Source organism: Rheinheimera aquimaris (genome assembly GCF_020531985.1).
Classification (GTDB): Bacteria; Pseudomonadota; Gammaproteobacteria; order Enterobacterales; family Alteromonadaceae; genus Alishewanella; species Alishewanella aquimaris.
Genome location: NZ_JAJAVQ010000002.1, coordinates 882,217 through 902,795 on the forward strand (window position 1 = coordinate 882,217; position 20,579 = coordinate 902,795).

Below are 20,579 nucleotides of genomic sequence, written 5' to 3' on the forward strand. Positions count from 1 at the left end.
ACACCGTCAGCGTAAGTTCTCACCCAGCAACTGCAGCTCTCCATCTAATAAAGACGTTAGCAGGGCTTTACCGCTGCTATCTACCTTAAACTGCCCATAGCGCGCGGCTTCGTAAACGGCGGCTGTACCCTCAGCAAAGAAAAAGCCATTTGGGCCAACACTGTAAATGCCATTACGCTGGCGCAGTAACACACCAATCAAACCTTGCTGCTGTGGTAAATCGTTACTCAGGCTATGCAGGCTGGCAATACCCTGGTCAGACAGACTAAGCCAGACGTATATGAACTTACCGGCTTCGTCCGGTAATTCACGGTCTATCGCATAAGCCAGCGCCATATAGTCACCCTGCATAATAGAGCGGGGGTCAACCGGTGCCAGCTGCAGTATCATGTCCTTGCCGCGGCTTAACGTGTGTTCAAAACGCCAGATAGCTGCTGTGGCGGCCAGCAGTATGATCAATAACGCTGCGCCAATTGCCAGACGCTGTGTCGTGCGGTTCATGCAAACCTCCGCTGATAACGCTGCAGTAACAGCCAGGCAGCCAGCAGTACCAAACCACTTAATGCCAGAATGCCCGCTTTGTACAGCAGGGTAAGGTTCAGGCTGTAATAAAACTGACTGGTAGTAAACAGCATGCTAAGCAGGCATAGCCCATACCACAGCCTGCTACAACCATAAAAACACGCCAGCATCAGCGCGGCACTTATCAGCAAGCCCGATGCGCTGTACAGCACAATACTCAGCAACAGCGCCATGCTAAGCAGCGCCAGCCGGCTTGGCACTGTGGCCTGGCGGCTTAGCCAAAACACTGAACTGATAAACATTATTGCGCCTGAGATACTGTAAAAAGCTGAGGCATAGGCGGCAGTATTTTCCAGCCAGAGCAGATTGTCGAACCAGAACAGGCTCTGGCCGGATATTGCCAGTAGCAATGCCGCTAAGGTAGCAACCTCCAGCATACTTTTTACGGTTTGCGCATAGCGCCAGCGAGCCCAGTGTTGTCTGTTGTACCACAGCAAAACAGCAGTGGCAGTGAGACTGGCGCCAGAGACTGATAACACAACCGGAGAGGTAATAAGCGACAGCAGACAAGCCAGCGCAATACTGATACTAAGCCGCTGATGTAATGGTGTTAACGGGCTGAACAACAGTAATACAGCGATTACAGCGCAGCTGTATCGTGCCACGTCATCATTGAATAAGTCATAGCTGACGTACACCAGCATGCCCTGGCCGGCCAGCGCAACAGCAACAGACATCTGTTGCAAGAACTCCAGCGGCTTTACTGCCAGCCAGATAGCGGCACTGATTAACAGCAAGGCAATGACAGCCCTGACCGCATTATGATCCGCCAGTGCCAACACCGGGCCGATAAAAGAGCTGATGATCAGCAATGAGGCTATCCAGGCCGCGATAGCCAGTAAAATCTGCAACCACCAGGGGCTGGCACTGCGTTGCAGTTGCCCTGCCGTTGTCTGGTTAATAATACCGGCTTGTTGTAATTGCAGTGCCAGTTCAGTCTGATTCATGCTGACACTCCTGCTTGCCGCCGTAATTGTTTTTTAAGCCAAAGAGCGGCGGCAACGCTGCTGCCAATGACAAATAACGCCAGCAGGTTCATGGCGAAAAAGCCATCGCTGAGTTCCAGCAGGCGCGCCAGTAGGCTGGTAACCACTGCAATAGCGCTATAGAGCAGTAGCGCCAGCACAAAGATATCACGTCGGTAGCGGTAGTATCTCAGCGCTAAACCGACACTCAGCAGCAGGTAACACAGCAGGTTGGCCTGATAGTGGTTATCCCAGGCGCCGAGCATGCCGCCATAAGTATGTGGCACGATAAACATCACCGCGCTAACGCGCAGTAGCAGGTTGTCAGGTTTTACACCAAGACGTGGCAGGGCAACATCGGCAAACAACATTAGCAGCAGGTTTACCAGTGTCAGGTTAAGTATCATGGGGGCGCTGGCAAACAGCCAGAAAAATTCAGAGCGGGTATGCAGGTAGCGGCTGGCCGCCAGCTCCAGAATAACAAACCACAGCAGGTAGCAGGCGCGGCTTTTCGACACTAATACCAGCAGGGTGATTAACGCTGCCCAACTGGCGAATAACTGCCAGATATCCGCTCCGGTCTGATAGGTTTGGCCGATTAACGCCAGCAAAGCGCCGGTTAAAATACTGGCAGCAAGCAACGCTGAATGTTGCATCAGGCTTTGCGGTGCGCTGCAGACAGCCACCAGGCCAGAGAGTAAAACCGCAGTGCCAGCCAGTGCAAATTTGGTGAAGTAGTGCATATGCGGCCAGTTGTAGGCGAAGAAAAAAATCACTGCTGAACTTAGCAGCACTGTCGTGCCAAAAAGCAGAATAAGGTTTGCCTGTGCCAGCCAGTCGGCGGGGGCCGGTTGCAGCGGGTAGCGTTCAGAAGCTTGCTGCAACTGAGCGGCATTTAGCTGGCGCTGCTCGCTCCATTGCAATAACTGATTGGCGTGGCGCAATTTTTCCATTTGCTTTGTCACCCGGATAACTGAAGGTTGGCTAGCATCATAGCGTTTTTATAACTTGTTACAACTTCGTTGGGTTTGACGTTTGTACTCGTGCTAAAGCTCAGGTTAGTATGTACAAGCGTTAAAGTTTGTAACCTTATCAGGAAAACTACAATGAAAAAGCTTACCTTAGCCGCTGCGTCTGTCGCTTTGGCTCTTGGCCTTACGGCTTGCAACAAGCAGGAACCCACACAAACCGCTCAACAACCCGTCGCCGCAGAAGTGGCTGCGCCACTGGTGTCTGGTATTGACCAACAGTATTTCGACCCGGCTGTTAAATTCAGCGAAGACTTCTTCCTGGCGGTAAACGGCAAATGGCTGGCCGATACGCCTATTCCGGCTGACAAATCATCTTATGGTTCCTTTAACGTGCTGCGTGACAATTCGCAGCAGGCTGTAAAGGACATTATTGATGAAGTGTCCGCCCGCACAGATTTAGTGCCTGGCTCAGATGAGCAGAAGCTTGGCGACTTATTTAAAAGTTATATGGATGAAGCTAAGGTTGAAAGCCTGGGCCTGACACCACTGCAACCACAACTGGATGCAGTGAAAGCATTAAAAGACAAAGAGGGTTTACCAGCTTTATTTGCCAGCTTACAGCGTGACGGCGTCTCTATTCCGTTTGGCTGGTATGTAAACAACGATGCGAAAAACTCTTCGCAGTATGGTGTTTACCTGTATCAGGCTGGCCTGGGTTTACCAGACCGTGATTACTACTTTAAAGAAGATGAAGCCGGCCAGAAGTTAATTGCTGATTACAAAGCGTATCTGACCGATATGTTTACCATGGCAGGCAATAAAGATGCCGCCGCCGCTGCTGAGCGCGTATTAAAGCTGGAAACTGCTTTGGCAGAACATCACTGGACCCGCGTAGAAAGCCGCAATGCTGATAAAACCTATAACAAAACTGCCGCCAGCGACCTGAACACGCAAATGGGTGCATTTGACTGGGCTACCTTTGCCAAAGGCGTAAAACTGGATGCGGTAAACGATATCATTGTACGTCAGCCAAGTTATTTAACCGGTTTTGCCAAGGTACTGGCAGACTCTGATCTGCAAAGCTGGCAGGACTACCTGACGATTAAAACCATCAGCGCCTATGCCGACAAGCTAAGCAGCAACTTTGCTGATCGCCAGTTCGCGTTTTATGGCACTACATTAAGCGGCACCCAGGAGCAGCAACCACGTTGGAAACAAGCAGTGGATGCGTCAGACGAGGTACTGGGTGAGCTGACCGGTAAACTGTATGTAGAACGCCACTTTAAACCGGAAGCCAAAGCGCGGATGGAAAAACTGGTGGCTAACCTGATTAAAGCCTATGAAGTGTCTATCAATAATCTGGAGTGGATGACAGAAGACACCAAAAAAGCAGCGCAGGCTAAACTGGCAACCTTTACCCCTAAAATCGGTTACCCGAACAAGTGGAAAGATTATTCTTCGTTAGAAATTAAAGCTGACGATTTAGTTGGTAACTTTGTTCGTGCCACCCATTTTGCCTATGACGAGATGCTGGCAAAACTGGGGCAGCCAATCGACAAAGACGAATGGCACATGACACCGCAAACGGTTAATGCCTACTACAACCCGGTTAACAACGAAATCGTGTTCCCGGCTGCTATTTTACAACCGCCGTTCTTTAATATGGAAGCGGACGACGCCGTGAACTACGGTGGTATCGGTGCGGTTATCGGCCACGAAATCGGCCATGGTTTTGACGATCAGGGCGCGAAATACGATGGTGAGGGTAACTTACGTAACTGGTGGACTGAGCAGGACAAAACGCAGTTCCAGGAACGTGGTGCCAAGTTAAGTGCGCACTACAGCCATTACGAGCCGCTGGAAGGTCACCACGTAAATGGTGATCTGACGCTGGGCGAAAACATCGGCGATTTAGGTGGTTTAACGGTAGCACTGAAAGCCTATGAAATTTCTCTGGATGGCAAGCCGGCGCCGGTGCTGGATGGCTTTACCGGTGAGCAGCGCGTGCTGATTAGCTGGGCTCAGGTATGGCGTGCCAAGTACCGTGATGAAGCGCTGAAGCAGCGTCTGGCAACAGACCCGCATTCACCGCCATATATCCGTGTTATTGGCTTATTACCGAACATTCCGCAGTTCTACACCGCCTTTGATATTAAAGAGGGTGATGCGATGTACTTAGCGCCAGAGCAACGCGTTAAGATCTGGTAATAAAACTCTGCTAAACTGCACAGGCTGAGTAGGAAACTACTCAGCCTTTTTTATTTACCCGTCAATGAATGAGCAAACTGCCGGTTGCAATTCCCGCTCTGGCTCGCCACAGCAACTCGCCCTCATGCCTGCGGCAGGGCTCAGACACTCTGTGGCGCCCAGCTCGGGATTCCAACCTCTGTCTGCGAAACAGTTGACGGTAAACAAGGTCTGACCACTATCACACAGACTATATAAGGTCAGGCTTTATATTCACAAAGTTTATACCCACTATAACGGTGGTGCTTAACGGCCCGATGTCAATTTGGCCCGAATTTTCATATAATTGTGCCCATTCATTCTGTTGAATGACGCTGCAGTGGCAAGACTGCAGCTAACGACCAAGAGGATCATACTGTGCTACAACAATATCGCGAACATGTGGCCGAGCGCGCAGCGCAAGGTATCCCGCCAAAACCGCTCAATGCAGAGCAGGTAGCCGCTTTAGTTGAACTGTTAAAGAACCCGCCAAAAGGCGAAGAAGACACCCTGGTTGATTTATTAGTTAACCGCGTACCGCCGGGTGTTGATGAAGCGGCTTATGTCAAAGCCGGCTTCTTAGCCGCTGTTGCCAAAGGTGAAACCAGCTGCAGCCTGATCAGCGCCGAGCGTGCGACTGAACTGTTAGGCACCATGATGGGTGGTTACAACATTGAGCCACTGATCAGCCTGTTAGACGATGCTAAGCTGGCGCCTATCGCGGCTAAAGCCTTATCGCATACCTTACTGATTTTCGATGCCTTCCACGATGTAACCGAAAAAGCTGAAGCCGGCAATCAGTATGCTAAACAAGTGCTGCAAAGCTGGGCCGATGCAGAATGGTTTGAAGCCAAACCAGCACTGGCAGAGAAAATCACTGTTACCGTATTTAAAGTATCAGGCGAAACCAACACTGACGATTTATCGCCAGCACCGGATGCCTGGTCACGCCCGGATATTCCGCTGCACGCTTTAGCAATGCTGAAAAATGACCGCGACGGCATTAAACCGGATCAGCCAGGTACAGTCGGCCCGATTAAGCAACTGGACGAGCTAAACAAAAAAGGCTTCCCACTGGCTTATGTCGGTGACGTAGTCGGTACAGGTTCATCACGTAAATCAGCGACTAACTCAGTGCTGTGGTTTATGGGTGATGACATTCCATACGTGCCAAACAAGCGCGGCGGTGGTTTCGTATTAGGTGGCAAAATTGCTCCAATCTTCTTTAACACCATGGAAGACTCTGGCGCACTGCCAATTGAAGTGGACGTATCTAAGCTGGAAATGGGCGATGTGATCGACATTCTGCCATTTGAAGGCAAAGTCGTGCGTCACGGCACAGACGAAGTACTGGCAGAATTTAGCCTGGCAACCGATGTGTTAATTGACGAAGTACGTGCCGGTGGCCGTATTCCGTTAATCATCGGCCGTGGCTTAACTGACCGCGCCCGTGAATTCTTAGGTTTAGGCCATTCAGACAAATTCCGCCGGCCACAAGCCAAAGCTGACTCTGGCAAAGGCTTCACGCTGGCACAGAAAATGGTTGGTAAAGCGTGTGGCGTGAAAGGTGTGCGTCCGGGTACTTACTGTGAGCCGAAGATGACTACAGTAGGTTCGCAAGACACCACAGGCCCAATGACTCGCGACGAGTTAAAAGACTTAGCCTGTTTAGGTTTCTCTGCTGATTTAACCATGCAGTCTTTCTGTCACACGGCGGCGTATCCGAAGCCGGTTGACGTTGACACGCACCACACACTGCCAGATTTCATTATGAACCGTGGCGGTGTTTCATTGCGTCCGGGCGATGGTATTATCCACAGCTGGTTAAACCGTATGTTACTGCCAGATACCGTAGGTACCGGTGGTGACTCGCACACCCGTTTCCCAATTGGTATTTCATTCCCGGCCGGTTCTGGCCTGGTCGCTTTTGCTGCCGCAACAGGTGTTATGCCACTGGATATGCCAGAGTCAGTGCTGGTGCGCTTCAAAGGTGAAATGCAGCCGGGTATTACGCTGCGCGATTTAGTACATGCTATTCCGTACGCGGCAATTCAAAAAGGTTTATTAACCGTTGATAAGAAAGGCAAGAAGAACATCTTCTCTGGCCGTATCCTGGAAATCGAAGGCTTACCAAACTTAACGGTAGAGCAGGCGTTTGAACTGTCAGATGCATCAGCAGAACGTTCAGCTGCAGGTTGTACCATCAAGCTGTCACAAGAGTCTATCGCTGAGTATCTTGAATCTAACATCGTTATGCTCAAGTGGATGATCGCTGAAGGCTACGGCGATGTACGTACTATCGAGCGTCGTATCAACGCAATGCAAGCCTGGCTGAAAGATCCTCAGCTGATGTCTGCTGACGCCGATGCCGAATACACTGAAGTGATTGAAATTGACCTGGCAGACATTAAAGAGCCGGTACTGTGTGCACCGAATGACCCGGATGATGCGCGCTTACTGTCTGAAGTAGCAGGCGATAAGATTGACGAAGTGTTTATCGGTTCTTGTATGACTAACATCGGTCACTTCCGCGCTGCCGGTAAGTTACTGGATAAATACAAAGGCCAGTTACCAACCCGTCTGTGGATTGCACCACCAACCAAGATGGACCAGGCACAGCTAACCGAAGAAGGTTACTACAGCATTTTCGGTAAAGTCGGTGCCCGCACTGAAATGCCAGGCTGTTCACTGTGTATGGGTAACCAGGCGCGCGTAGCAGAGAAGTCAACGGTAGTATCTACCTCTACCCGTAACTTCCCGAACCGTTTAGGTCAGGGTGCTAACGTGTACTTAGCCTCAGCTGAGCTGGCGGCAGTAGCGTCAATTATCGGTAAACTGCCAACCGTGGCGGAGTATCTGGAATACGCCAAGCAAATTGATGCCACGGCAGCCGATACTTACCGTTACCTGAATTTCCACCGTATGCCGCAATACACCAAAAAAGCGGACAATGTGATTATTCAGCAAGCAGTGTAAGTCAGTATCTGCTTAAGAAAAGGCCTGCATTTGCAGGCCTTTTAATTAAGGTATATACCTCAGTTTTCTTCAGTATTTACTAGATCTGGTCCGGTTCTTTCCGATATTTTATTTTCAGGTATAGATATAGGGCTAACTCAAAGCTAAGCATTCCTACCCCTGAAAATAGCGGAAAAGTCTTGAAAAGCAGATCGAATATAGCACCAATTGAAAAACCAAATAAACCTAACATAATCAAGGGTTTTGCATGCTTTATTCCCGGGAAATTCAAACTAACCTCCTGATATAGTTATACAGTTCTGTTATAGCGTACTTTTAGTAAGACGCCCAAGTTCCAATAGAATCACTGATCCCCAGGCCAATAGAAAAGCCTCCGCCGAATGAGAACAGCGTAGCACCTGCCGCACCAACCCAGCCTACAGGTGTCGCAGCAATAGCGACTCCAATAGCAACAGCTCCCAAACCAGCACCTACAGCGCCCCAATCTACATCACCGCCACCGCTCACGGCTTGAACATCATAAAGTGTTATTTCTTTCATAATTTTATCTCCATTAATTTTTATTGCCTCATAAGGAAGCATCTGAATATTATGGAAAATTACTTTGTGGTTGTACTGGTGGATCTGACAGGAGACTTTAGAAGTCTTCGACTGATTTCACGATGTTAGCGTGATCGGCTAAAATCTATTAGGTTTTCTTCAGTGTACGGATAGAAAGTGGAATACGATTTTACTTATGATCGCAATAGCAATAAATTTGGTATCCGCCTGGCAGAAGAGCATGAAGTGCTGGGGCGGTTTTTGCTTGAAGAGTTTGGTCAGCTGGCGGGTGCTTACCAGCCGTTATTGCAGAAATTGTCTGCACTTAATTCACACCAGAGTATGCAGTATCAGGGCCGCGAATATCTGTTAGAGATTGATGCCGGCGAGGTGACGTTAAGCCACAATACGTTGTTTTACACTACTGAGCAGCCACTACCTGAGCGGCAGCAACATAAAGTCGCTGATGATGACCTGCAACTGGATGAGCAGGGTATGAGTATGCAATGCGGTCTGGAAGACTTACTAAAACTGCTGCGCGACTGGCAGCAGTTTCTGTCAGAGTAACCGTTTTACACCTCTAGCGGCAGTAACAGCGTAAAACAGGTACCCTCATTGGGCGCGCTGGTTACGGTAATGCTGCCGCGCAATTTTTGTGTCACCAGGTTGTACACTATATGCAGGCCTAAGCCGGTACCGCCCTGATGGCGGTTGGTGGTAAAAAACGGGTCAAAAATCCGCTCCAGATTGTCTTTGCTGATGCCGGACCCGTTATCAGCAAACACTATCTCAACCTTGTCTTTTAGCTGCCGGCAGCTGATGCTGATTTTGCCACTGGCGCTGTCTTTAAATGCATGTACCACAGCATTCTGGGTAAAGTTGGTAATGACTTGGCCGATGCTGCCAGGGTAGCTGTCCATTTCAATTTCAGGCGGGCAGCTGATATCAAATGTAATATCGCGGTGTTTCCACATCAGGCTCAGGCTTTCCAGCAGCTCGTCCAGATACAGTGCCAGTTTAAAACGGCGCTGATTATCAGCGGTACGATCGACCGATACCTGCTTAAAGTTTGCTACTAACTGTGCTGCACGCTGCAGGTTGCTGTCGAGTAAGCGGGTGGCCTGTTCGAGCTTTTGTAAAAATGAATCCAGCTCCTGGCGGCGGATATTACCGCTGCTGAGTTTTTGTTGCAGCTGGCGGCTTTCCTCGCTGACAACACTGCTGGCTGTCAGCGCCACACCAAGCGGCGTATTGACTTCATGTGCAACCCCGGCAACCAGTTGGCCGAGCACGGCCATTTTTTCTGTCCGCACCAGCTCTTTCATCGTAGAGGCGAGCTGTTGCAAGGTTTGCTCAGCTTTGTTTTTCGACTCTTCCAGTGCACTGGTGCGCTCTTCAACCAACATCGCCAGTTGACGTTGGCGTTTATGCAACTGCCTGAGCCGTAATGTCGGTAAACCTGCCAGCACCGCCACCACCAGCAGCAGCAACAATAATCTGGCCCACCAGGTTTCCCACCATAAGGGCAGCACTCTAACCGCCAGCTGGTATTCATCGCTCCACGGCGATTGCGGCACACCGGCACGCAGCCGGAACAGATACTGGCCTGGTGGCAGGCGCTCAAAACCTGCAGTGCGCTTGCCAGGGTCTTGTGTGATCCAGTTGCTGTCTAAAGGGTCGAGCCGGTATTGAAATTGTACCTGAGCAGTTTCTATAAACTCACGCGTTGAATAGCTTAGCCTGATGCTGCGCGTACCTTCGGCTGGTACAGTAAGTTGATGTTTAGCATGTAGTATTTTTGCCAACGCCGCATCGGCCAGCGGCGCTACAGGATCCAGTGGAGTATTATTTACCTGAATGCTCTGAATATGTGGTTCGGCGACAGGCGTGGCTTGATACTTTAGTACCCGCTCAGGCTGAAATACAGTAAAGCCATCCATGCCGCCAAATACTATGCTGCCATCTCCAAGCCGGCTAACAGAAGCATTGATGTAGTCCCGCTTTAGGGTGCCGTGCCGGTAACCGAAATTGCGGAACTGCTCAGTGCTGGGGGTAAACACCGAAATACCAAACGCTGTACTAAGCCACAGATTGCCCTGATTATCACTGGCGATGCTTTTTAGCTGGCCATTGTTTAAGCCTTGCTTCTCGCCATATTGCACAAAACGGGCTTGTGCCGGTTCAGCGGTATACAGCATTTCATATAAGCCGGAGCCATTACTGGCAAGCCAGTAGCGATTATCGGTGCCAGTGATAAAATCCATTGGTGCGGTTGGCATGCCCGGTGAGCTGTTGTCATCGGTAATGCCGGGCCTGTGGGTAAATAACAGTGTTGCACTGCTGCGGTCAAACCAGCTTAGCCCCAGATAGCTGCCTACCAGTACTTTGTCCTGCCCCAGTGGGCGGATAAAGGTAACCGAGCGGTTAAGCGGATGCACTGCAATCACGCTGTTCAGCTCGTGGTTCATCACGACAATACCGAACTGCTCAATGGCCAGCCAGACATGCTGGTCATCAGCCCACATCCGCCTGACCGGGCCTTTGGCTACGCTGGCAGGTAAGGGCAACGGCTGTCCAAGCCCAGTGATCTTATCCAAACTACTGATGCCGAGCGTATGACCAAACCACCACTGTGAACCTCTGTCCAGTGCACTGTAATAGGTCAGGCTGTTTTGCTGATCGCCTGCGGGCACAAAACCGCTTTGCTTTGCTGTTAGCGTAAACAGGCCATCGGCGGTGCCAGCCCAAAGCTTATCTTGCCAGGCCGCCAGTGTGATTGTCGCCGGGTTACGCACCGCTGCCATCAGGGGCAGGTCTGGTGTAATGCTGGAAAACAGGTTATTTGCCTGATTCAGCCGCGAAACGCCGCCATTCCAGCTACCAACCCAGATACTGCCTTGCGTATCAGCCAGCACTGAGACAACTTTGCCGCTGCCGAGGCTGGTCGGGTTATGGCGCTGATGATAAAACGAGGCGTGTTGCTGCCATTTGCCCTGCTTTAACCTTAGCTGGTTCAGGCCGTGCTGAGTGCCTACCCAGATATCAGCGTTGTCGTCCATGGTGATACTGCGGATTTCGCGGCTGATAAGATCCTTGTCGTAATTAACCAGCTCGATTGATTGCCAGTTTTGCTGCTCAGGCTCAAATAGCAGTAGTCCTTTGTGCTCAAGGCCAGCCCAGAGCCGGCCAGCCTTATCATGGTACAGTGCCAGCACAGAAGCATATTCAACAGGAAAGGCCATAGTGTCGAGCAAGGTTTTGCTTGCGATATCAATACGGTATAACCCCTGTGGTGTACCAAACCACAACTTGCCCGCGGTGTCGGCAGATATTGCCGTAATATTCTGCGGTTGCGCTGACGGGCCGCTGTACCACAGTTGTAATGCCTGGCTGTCATCCTGCCAAAGCGCTATGCCCCTGTCTGTGCCGACCCAGAGCCGGTTTTGCTGATCCAAATGCAGTGACAGCACCATATCATTGCCAGAACTACGCTGCGGCAGCGGCCGAAAGCGCTCGAATACACCACGTTTAGGATCATAACGATTCAGGCCGTTCAGGGTGCCTACCCAGAGCACGCCATGCTGGTCTACAACCAGGGACGTAATAAAGTTATCGCTGATAGTGGTGACATGTTCACCGGGCAAAAACACTTTTACATCAAAGCCGTCATAACGGTTTAAACCGTTCTGGGTGCCAATCCAGATATTGCCGTCATGATCCTGCACCAAAGCGGTCACAGTATTTTGCGATAGTCCTTGCTGAATATCGAGCCGCGAGAAACGCGAGGTCGATTGCACTGATATTTGTGCGGACGCCGCCCAGGTTACAGTCAGCGTCAGCCACAGCACAGCATAAAGCGCAAGATGTTGTCTTACCTGGCAAAGCATAGCTCAGATCCCTGGACACGATGTAGGAACGCCACTACATCTGTTGTAATAACCATAGTAGTACATCTGCCAACTGCCGACAGTGCAAGCAAAAATTTTGTTTTTATGCAGTTACTTATCAATCTGCGGCAGTGAAAGCAGCGTACCGCTGGCTGTTTTTAAAACACCGAACCTGGCACGTTACATAAGGGAGGTTAACTGCACAGACTAAGTGAATAAATGCACCAAATAAGTGCGTTTTTTGAGCGTAACGCCTTTCATGGTTGGTTAACTGCATGATTTTAAAGAATTTAAAAAAGTTGGCACAAGGCTTTCTTAATAAAAGCTGAATCGCTCAGACGACTACTATAGGGAAAACATCATGAAGCTTGTATGTGCCATCATCAAGCCGTTCAAACTGGACGATGTACGCGAAGCAATAGCTGACATTGGGGTAGAAGGTTTAACGGTAACAGAAGTAAAAGGTTTCGGCCGCCAGAAAGGGCACACCGAATTATACCGTGGTGCGGAATACCAGGTTGATTTTCTGCCGAAAGTAAAACTGGAAATTGCCACTTTGGATGATCAGGTGGATCGCCTGATTGAAGCCATCCAAAAAGCGGCTTATACCGGCCGTATCGGCGACGGTAAAATTTTCGTTTATGACCTGGAACAGGCTGTGCGGATACGCACCGGCGAGTCTGACGCTGAAGCCATATAAGGAGCTGTTATCATGCAAGAGCAAATTTATCACTTACAGTATGCCATGGATACCTTCTACTTCCTGATGTGCGGGGTATTAGTTATGTGGATGGCGGCAGGTTTCTCGATGTTGGAAGCCGGCCTGGTGCGGGCGAAAAATACCACTGAAATTCTGACTAAAAACGTCGCGCTTTACTCTATTGCCTGCATCATGTATCTGGTGTGCGGTTACGCCTTTATGTACGGCGGCGAATATTTCCTAACAGGTATCGGCGCAGTCGATGTAGACGCCACGCTAACCAGTTTTGCCGAGCGTGAAGACGGCTTCACCGGTGGTGCTGTGTATTCAACCGCTTCAGACTTTTTCTTCCAGGTGGTGTTTGTTGCAACCGCAATGTCCATTGTTTCAGGTGCTGTAGCTGAACGTATGAAGCTATGGGCCTTTCTGGCGTTCTCAGTCGTGATGACCGGTTTTATCTACCCGATGGAGGGTTCGTGGACCTGGGGTGGCAATGCGGTATTTGGCCTGTATTCACTGGGTGACGACTTTGGTTTCTCTGACTTTGCCGGTTCTGGCATCGTGCATATGGCAGGTGCTGCGGCTGCATTGGCGGGTGTGTTACTGCTGGGCGCGCGTAAAGGTAAATACAGCAAAGACGGCAAAGTCAGTGCTATCCCGGGCGCCAATATGCCAATGGCTACCTTGGGTACCTTAATTCTGTGGATGGGCTGGTTCGGTTTTAACGGCGGCTCAGTATTAAAACTGGGTGATATCAGCAACGCCAATGCTGTCGCTGTGGTGTTCTTAAATACCAATGCTGCAGCTGCGGCAGGCGCGATAGCGGCACTGGCACTGTCAGTGATTTTATTTCGCAAAGCCGACTTAACTATGGCATTAAACGGTGCTCTGGCTGGCCTGGTCGCCATTACCGCTGAGCCTTCAACGCCTACTGCGCTGCAGTCCACGCTGTTCGGCGCCATCGCCGGTGTATTGGTTGTCGCGTCTATTATCGGTCTGGATAAACTGAAAATTGATGACCCGGTTGGTGCTATCTCTGTGCATGGCGTGGTGGGTCTGTTCGGTTTGTTACTGGTACCGCTGTCAAAAGAAGGCACCAGTTTTGTTGGTCAGCTGGTGGGTGCGGCAACCATCTTTGTCTGGGTTTTTGTTACCAGTCTGATTGTCTGGTACGTACTGAAACTGGTTATTGGTATTCGCGTTAGCGAAGAAGCTGAGTATGAAGGCGTTGACGCCTCAGAGTGTGGTATCGAAGCCTACCCTGAGTTCGTCGCGTCGGTAAAGTAAGCAGCCTGGGAAGAGTTGGTGGAACTTCCCGGGAGCGAGTGAGCGAGGGTGAGGCAGTCAATGCCGCAGCCCACGCGAACTGAACGACCCCACCAAACTACGTCTATCCTTGTCCTTTGTCTTTTTATCTGACACCCCGTGCTAATTAGCGCGGGGTTTTTTTATGGCTGTAGCCCGATTGCTCTTAGTGCAGTTGCAGCAGCTGTGCCTGCGGTATATCAAGCCGCTGGTGGCTGACAATAACTAAGATGCCGTTACGCTGGCGCTGCAGTAAAGCCTGCAATACTTGCTGTGTAGTGTCGGGGTCTAGCCCGGCAAAAGGCTCATCCAGTAACAGCACCGGCCGGTTTGTCAGCAGTAAGCGCGCCAGGGCGATACGCCGGGCCTGGCCGCCTGATACCGCCGCGCCGTATTCCCCCAGTACGGTATCAAGCTGTTGCGGTTGGTTTTGCGCCCAATCATGCAGCGCGGTGTCTTTAAGCACCTGCCACAGCTGCGCATCACTGGCATCAGGCGCGCCAAGGCGCAGGTTTTGCGCCAGTGTCAGATCAAAAATATCGGCCTGCTGGCTTAAATAACCCAGCGTCTGGCCAAGCTGCCATTCGCTGTACGGCAAGCCGTTCAGCTGCAATGTGCCGGTTACCGCTAGCTGGTTGGCCAAGGCTTGCAGTAGCGTGGTTTTACCACTGCCGGAAGCGCCGCTTATCAGCAAAACGCTGCCGCTTTGCAATGTGAAACTGACATTGTCCGGGCCATACAGCGCGCCGTTTTGCCGCGCTGATAACTGTATTGCGGTTAAGGTTAATACGCTCTCTGGTTCAGGTTTGCCACTTTGTGACTGCACGGTGCGCTTAGCCAGCTGATTTAACCGGTTGCGGGCCGCCAGGCTCATGCCCAGCGCAATAAAACTCTGACACAGTGGCAGCATCACTTCGTACAACGCCCACAGCGCCAGGGCGGCAGCCAGCAGCAGCGGTACTGTCAGAGCCTGCGCTGCCAGCAGCTGCGCGCCCTGCCACAGCAGTAGCAGCAGGCTAAGTGCCAGTATGCTTTGCTGCAACAACGCACAGCGGCTACTAAGCTGCTGCTGCTGTCGCTGTAACTCTAGGCAGTGCTGATCCTGCGCGCTAAACTGGCGCGTTTTGTCCTGCCAGCGCTGCCAGATCAGCAGTGCCGGCAACATCGTTAAAGGCTCCAGTAGCAGGGTGCGGCGTAACGCAGCAGCGCTGGTTTCGTGCGCCGCCAGTTTGGTGGCGCGTTTAAAGGTCAGCAGCGGCACAAACAGCGCCAGCAGCAAGGGCAGGCCAGCGCTGTAAAGCAGCGCCGGTGCCAGTAAATACCAGAACAACAGTAGCAGAGCGCTCAGGCTCAGAGCCCACAGCCAGGGCGCAATAACCTTTAATGGCAGCTGATCCAGTAAATCAATATCGGCCACCAGACGCTGCAGTGTGTCGGCGGAATGGTGACCACTGCGGCTGTTTGCTAACGCATTAAAGGTTTTTACCCGTAGGTCTTTTAGCAGCCCAAGTGCTGCATAGTGCGAGGTTAAACGCTCGGCGTAGCGCCCGGCCGTGCGGCCGATGGCACACAGCCGGATAATCGCCGCCGGGCGAAAATAGTCAAAGCCATAGGCCGCAGCACTGGCTAAACCCGCCAGCGCAGCCGCGCTGATAAACCAGCCGGACAATGCCAGCAGTGTAATGGCGCATAACAGCGTGACAGCACCGAGCAGCAGTGCCAACAGCCAGCTGCTGCGGCGGCTGGTTAGCAGGGTACGTAAGCGGACAACCGGCTCAGGCGCTGACATGCTGTGAACTCTCGTTAAGGCTGGCACTGGGTGCCGGTAACTTTACTACCTGATCAAGCCAGTCCAGGCCATGCAGCTGATGGCTGACAATAATCAGGCTTTTACCCTGGCTCAGCTTGCCGATTAACTGGTGCAGCCTGTAAGCGGTGGCGCCATCGAGGTGTGCTGTCGGCTCGTCCAGCAGCCAGAGTTTGGTATCCTGCAATAACAGTTGTGCCAGCGCCAGACGCTGCAACTGACCACCGGACAAACCCAGCCCGCGCTCACCCAGCTGCGTCTCTAACCCCAGCGGAAGTTGGCGCACCAGCGGCCACAGCTCAACCTGTTGCAGAATGTCGATAAGTTGCTGATCGCTGGCTGTGGGGGCAGCCAAACGCAGGTTATCAACAATAGACGCTGCGGCAATACTGCTGTGCTGCGCCATATAGCCCAGTTGCTGCTGCCAGTGATTACGCTCAAGCTGCAGCAAGGGGTGCTGATTAACCATAATGCTGCCCTGATAGGGCACAAAACCCAGTAGCGCATGTAACAGGCTGGACTTACCGGTTCCGCTTGGGCCTTGCAGCGCCACACGGCTGCCGGCAGCTACTGAAAAACTCAGTGGTGCCAGGCGCTGGCGGTTGTCATCGCCGCTGATTTGCAGCTGCTCAACGCTTAACTGCGGGGCACTTTGCAGTGTTAGTTGCTGCGTGCCCGGGTGTTGCCAGCTCTGGCTGTGCAGCACGGGTGTCAATTCGCTGATAGCGGCTTCGGCCTGTGCTTTAGCATGATAATCAGTGCCAAGCTGGCGCAGAGGCGCATAAAACTCCGGTGCCAGCAGCAGAATAAACAGCGCGCCCTGGTAAGCTACCGGGATCTCACCTTTGGCCCAGGGCAAAATACCCAGTAAGCCCAGCCCAAGATAAAGCGCCAGCAGGGCAATCGCCAGCGCCGAGAAAAACTCCAGCACGGCAGTGGATAAAAACGCCAGCTTTAACACCTGCATACTGCTGTCACGGTAGTGCCCGGCCGCATTGGCTACTGTCGCGCTGGCCCGTTCGGTGGCCTGCAGCTGTTGCAATGTTGGCATGCCGCGCACCAAATCGAGAAAACGGCCACTCATGCGACTGAGTTTTTGCAACTGACGCTGACTGGCGGCAGCTGCGGCATTACCGAGTAAAATCATAAATACCGGCACTAAGGGCGCGGTGATAAGCAGAATAACCGCTGCCAATGGGCTGTAAAAAAAGGTGGCGGTAACCAGCAATAACGGTGTGATCAACACCAGATAACGCTGTACATAATAACGGCTGATAAAGCCATCCAGCGCATCTACTTGCTCCAGTACCGCACTGCTTAAGCTACCATCACTGCCATACCGGCTCTTGCCCGGCCCGGCTTGCGCCAGTTTATCCAGCAAAGTGGCGCGAAGGTTAAGGCGTACCTGCTGACTGGCACGCAGGCTTAGCTGCTCGCGGCCATATTGTAATAACGGCCGCCCCAACAGGCACAGCGCCAGCCAGGGCAACACTGTCGTTAAAAGTGCCACAGCGTCAGTCGTGCTGATAGCAGACAGCTGGCTGTCGGTCAGCCAGCGGGCAAATAGCACTGATAGCAGATAACTTTGCAGAATGAACAGTAGGCAGGCTGCCACAGCCAGTGCCAGAGCAGCAAACAACTTAGGCTGCTCTGGCCGCAATAGCTGCATCAGCTGTGCATTGGCAGGGTTTGAACTACTCAGCGTCGTTTTCCTCGCCTTCGTAGCCATTTAACTCCAGCCACATGGCATTGATAATGCCAAATGAACAGGCCAGTAATACCCCTAAAATCCAGGCAAAATACCACATAATTGGCTCCTTCTTTATCGGTTATCAGTACAACGAATGGCTGTTATCGCGTATGTGCTGCTCGTTTAAGCGGCCACGCATGACGAAATAACTCCAGGCGGTGTAAGCCAGAATAAGCGGCACAAATATGCAGGCCACCACAAACATGATCATCAGAGTGGTTTCACTGGCGGTTGCATCCCACATCGTCAGGCTGTGTGCCGGTACTGAGCTTGATGGCATCACAAACGGGAACATACTGACACCGGCGGTTAAAATCACCATCGCCATCGCAAGCGCCGAGCTGACAAAGGCCAATACATGGCGACGGCCTTTACTTGCCAGCGCACACAGTGCAAAGCCGGCTATGCCAAGCGCGGGTACCAGCCATAGCAGCGGCCATTTGCCATAGTTGCTAAACCAGGCAGCACTAACCATTGCCACGGTTTTCTCTGTTGTGCGGTTAGCGCCATTAGTATCAATGATGCTGTTTATTACATAACCGTCGATACCCATGTACAGCCAGACACCGGCTAGTACAAACACCACAGCACATAGCAGCGAGGTTAAGGTTGCCAGCTTTTCACTGCGCTGTTTTAAACCACCTTCGGTTTTCAGTTGCAGGTAAGTTGCACCGTGATTCACGAACATCAGCAGGCTTAACACCCCGGCCAGCAGTGCGAACGGATTCAGTAGCGCCCAGAAGCTGCCGGTGTAATGCAGGCGTAGTATATCGTCAAAGTGAAACGGCACACCTTGCAGCAGGTTACCAAAGGCCACACCGAAAATCAGTGCCGGTATCGCCGAGCCGGCTGTTAAGGCCCAGTCCCAGCGGCTGCGCCAGGTTTCACTGTCTATTTTTGCGCGGTATTCAAAGCCGATAGGCCGTAAGAACAGTGCAAACAACGTCAGCATCAGTGCCAGGTAAAACCCACTAAACGATGCGGCATAAACGGTAGGCCAGGCAGCAAACAGCGCGCCGCCGGCGGTGATCAGCCACACCTGGTTACCATCCCAGTGCGGCGCTATAGCGTTGATCATCACCCGGCGCTCATCGTTGCTGTTGCCTATCACTTTGAGCAGCGCAGCAACGCCCATATCAAAACCGTCGGTGACAGCAAAACCAATCAGTAATACACCAATTAACAGCCACCAGATAAAACGCAGTGCTTCGTAATCCATGTTATGCCTCCTTCGCGCCAGCAGGGGTTTCTAAGTCGTATTTACCGGTATGCAGGCTGGAGGGGCCGAGCCTGGCGTACTTGGTCATTAACCACATTTCAATGATCACAAAGATGGTATACAGCACCACTATAGTGCCTAAGCTGATCCAGATGTCGGTGACAGTCAGCTGTGACACCGCCATATGGGTTGGCAGAATTTCACCTATCGCCCAGGGCTGACGGCCATATTCAGCAACAAACCAGCCGGCTTCACTGGCCAGCCAGGGCAAGGGCAGGCTAAACAACGCAAATTTGAGCAGCCATTTAGGTTTTTGTACTGTGCGCCGCGCGCTGTGCCAGAACGCCAGCGTAAACAGTATTAACATCGATACACCACAGGCCACCATCAGGCGGAAACTCCAAAACAGCGGGCCGACAGCAGGAATAGAGTCTTCCACTGCCTGGGCAATCTGCTCGTTGGTCGCGTTGGCAACGTCGTCAGTGTAGGCTGTCAGTAACATGCCGTAACCCAAATCGTCGCTTACCTCATTAAAACGCTCGACTGTGGCAGGCGACTTATCGCCACCACGGTATTGCTGCAGCAACACATAGGCTTCCTGACCGCGGATAATGCGCTCTAGATGTTGCTTTTTCAGATCGGATAAACCGGTAACTTCTTCGTCCAGAGAACGGGTGGCTATCAGCCCCAGTACCGCCGGTATTTTTAACGCATAGTTGGTCTTTTCTGCTTCGCGGTCAGGGATACCAAACACCGTAAAAGCAGCCGGTGCCGGATGGGTATGCCACTCGGCTTCAACCGCGGCCAGTTTGACTTTTTGCACATCGCCAAGCTCGTAACCGGATTCATCGCCCAGCACGATAACAGACAAGGCGCTGGCCAGGCCAAAAGCCGATGCAATAGCAAAGCTGCGCCGGGCAAAGGCTAGGTCGCGGCCTTTTAGCAAATACCAGCTGGATATGGCCAGTACGAAAATGGCGCCGGTGACATAGCCAGCTGATACGGTGTGGACAAATTTCACCTGTGCTACCGGGTTAAGCAGTACATCAGCAAAGCTGGTCAGCTCCATACGCATGGTATCGACATTAAACACTGAGCCGACAGGGTGTTGCATCCAGCCATTGGCGATCAGGATCCACAGCGCAGACAGGTTAGTCGCCAGTGCCATCAGCCAGGTGACCGCTAAGTGTTTTTCTTTACTTAAGCGGTCCCAGCCAAAAAAGAACAGGCCAAACAGCGTTGATTCAAGAAAGAACGCCATCAGGGCTTCAATCGCCAGCGGTGCGCCAAAAATATCGCCGACATAATGCGAATAGTAAGACCAGTTGGTGCCAAACTGGAACTCCATCGCAATGCCGGTGGTAACCCCCAGCGCAAAGTTAATACCAAACAACTTACCCCAGAACTTGGTCATGTCGCGGTAAATGGTTTTACCGGTCATTACATAAACCGATTCCATAATGGCCAGCAAAAATGATAAGCCAAGGGTAAGAGGAACAAACAGGAAGTGGATCATTGCCGTAAAGGCGAACTGAAGTCGGGACAGGTCTACAATATCCATCTGCATACTCCGCGTGCGCAGGTTAATGGGAAGCTGTACCTACAAAGTAGTACAGTGATACCACTATACAAGCTAACGCGGTAAACACTT

Annotated in this window: 15 protein-coding genes; 5 read left to right on the forward strand and 10 right to left on the reverse strand. The window is 51.7% G+C overall.

Annotated features, from left to right (window positions below; translation table 11 throughout):
• Positions 1-6: 6 nt before the first annotated feature.
• The 3 genes from LHL18_RS08925 to LHL18_RS08935 are packed head-to-tail and all read right to left on the reverse strand — an operon-like array spanning position 7 to position 2,500.
• A complete protein-coding gene (locus LHL18_RS08925) occupies positions 7-501 on the reverse strand; it encodes a GDYXXLXY domain-containing protein (protein ID WP_226766704.1) in 495 nt (164 codons plus the stop codon).
• The gene (locus tag LHL18_RS08930; protein ID WP_226766706.1) at positions 498-1,529 is read right to left on the reverse strand and encodes a DUF4401 domain-containing protein; all 1,032 of its coding nucleotides are present in this window, start codon (positions 1,527-1,529) and stop codon (positions 498-500) included. The genes LHL18_RS08925 and LHL18_RS08930 overlap by 4 nt, the downstream gene beginning before the upstream one ends.
• Complete coding sequence (locus tag LHL18_RS08935; protein WP_226766708.1) at positions 1,526-2,500, reverse strand: DUF2157 domain-containing protein; 975 nt, start codon at positions 2,498-2,500, stop codon at positions 1,526-1,528. Before LHL18_RS08935 ends, LHL18_RS08930 begins: the two co-directional genes overlap by 4 nt.
• Before the next feature lie 153 nt (positions 2,501-2,653).
• Here LHL18_RS08935 and LHL18_RS08940 point away from each other — a divergent pair, with 153 nt between their 5' ends.
• Positions 2,654-4,726, forward strand: a complete 2,073-nt coding sequence (locus LHL18_RS08940) for a M13 family metallopeptidase (RefSeq protein ID WP_226766709.1) — start codon at positions 2,654-2,656, stop codon at positions 4,724-4,726.
• A 396-nt stretch (positions 4,727-5,122) separates the two neighbouring features.
• Positions 5,123-7,720, forward strand: a complete 2,598-nt coding sequence (acnB, locus tag LHL18_RS08945) for a bifunctional aconitate hydratase 2/2-methylisocitrate dehydratase (protein ID WP_226766711.1) — start codon at positions 5,123-5,125, stop codon at positions 7,718-7,720.
• Between the two features lie 315 nt (positions 7,721-8,035).
• Here the strand turns inward: acnB and LHL18_RS08950 are convergent, their stop codons facing one another.
• The gene (locus tag LHL18_RS08950; protein WP_226766712.1) at positions 8,036-8,302 is read right to left on the reverse strand and encodes a hypothetical protein; all 267 of its coding nucleotides are present in this window, start codon (positions 8,300-8,302) and stop codon (positions 8,036-8,038) included.
• Positions 8,303-8,437: 135 nt separating this feature from the next.
• On the opposite strand from LHL18_RS08950, the gene LHL18_RS08955 reads away from it, so the two are divergent.
• Positions 8,438-8,827 (forward strand): YacL family protein, encoded by a 390-nt coding sequence (locus LHL18_RS08955; RefSeq protein ID WP_226766713.1) that lies wholly within the window; start codon positions 8,438-8,440, stop codon positions 8,825-8,827.
• A gap of 5 nt (positions 8,828-8,832) precedes the next feature.
• Here LHL18_RS08955 and LHL18_RS08960 read toward each other — a convergent pair whose 3' ends face one another.
• Complete coding sequence (locus LHL18_RS08960) at positions 8,833-12,147, reverse strand: two-component regulator propeller domain-containing protein (RefSeq protein ID WP_226766715.1); 3,315 nt, start codon at positions 12,145-12,147, stop codon at positions 8,833-8,835.
• A gap of 361 nt (positions 12,148-12,508) precedes the next feature.
• On the opposite strand from LHL18_RS08960, the gene glnK reads away from it, so the two are divergent.
• Both glnK and LHL18_RS08970 read left to right on the forward strand, forming a co-directional pair.
• Positions 12,509-12,847: a P-II family nitrogen regulator gene (gene glnK, locus LHL18_RS08965; RefSeq protein WP_027672351.1), complete on the forward strand. Its 339-nt coding sequence runs from the start codon at positions 12,509-12,511 to the stop codon at positions 12,845-12,847.
• A gap of 12 nt (positions 12,848-12,859) precedes the next feature.
• Positions 12,860-14,134: an ammonium transporter gene (locus tag LHL18_RS08970; protein ID WP_226766717.1), complete on the forward strand. Its 1,275-nt coding sequence runs from the start codon at positions 12,860-12,862 to the stop codon at positions 14,132-14,134.
• Positions 14,135-14,318: 184 nt separating this feature from the next.
• On the opposite strand, the gene LHL18_RS08975 is transcribed toward LHL18_RS08970, so the two are convergent.
• From LHL18_RS08975 to LHL18_RS08995, 5 genes are read right to left on the reverse strand one after another with little or no spacing between them, the layout of a single operon-like run.
• Positions 14,319-15,941 carry an amino acid ABC transporter ATP-binding/permease protein gene (locus LHL18_RS08975; protein ID WP_226766719.1) on the reverse strand — a complete coding sequence of 541 codons (1,623 nt, stop codon included), beginning with the start codon at positions 15,939-15,941 and terminating at the stop codon, positions 14,319-14,321.
• Positions 15,928-17,688, reverse strand: a complete 1,761-nt coding sequence (cydD, locus tag LHL18_RS08980) for a thiol reductant ABC exporter subunit CydD (RefSeq protein WP_226766720.1) — start codon at positions 17,686-17,688, stop codon at positions 15,928-15,930. The genes LHL18_RS08975 and cydD overlap by 14 nt, the downstream gene beginning before the upstream one ends.
• Entirely contained in the window at positions 17,654-17,767 is a 114-nt protein-coding gene (gene cydX, locus LHL18_RS08985) for a cytochrome bd-I oxidase subunit CydX (protein WP_134052141.1), read from the reverse strand. The genes cydD and cydX overlap by 35 nt, the downstream gene beginning before the upstream one ends.
• A gap of 24 nt (positions 17,768-17,791) precedes the next feature.
• Positions 17,792-18,928 (reverse strand): cytochrome d ubiquinol oxidase subunit II, encoded by a 1,137-nt coding sequence (gene cydB, locus LHL18_RS08990; protein WP_226766722.1) that lies wholly within the window; start codon positions 18,926-18,928, stop codon positions 17,792-17,794.
• A gap of 1 nt (position 18,929) precedes the next feature.
• Positions 18,930-20,489, reverse strand: a complete 1,560-nt coding sequence (locus LHL18_RS08995; protein WP_226766724.1) for a cytochrome ubiquinol oxidase subunit I — start codon at positions 20,487-20,489, stop codon at positions 18,930-18,932.
• Positions 20,490-20,579 lie beyond the last annotated feature (90 nt).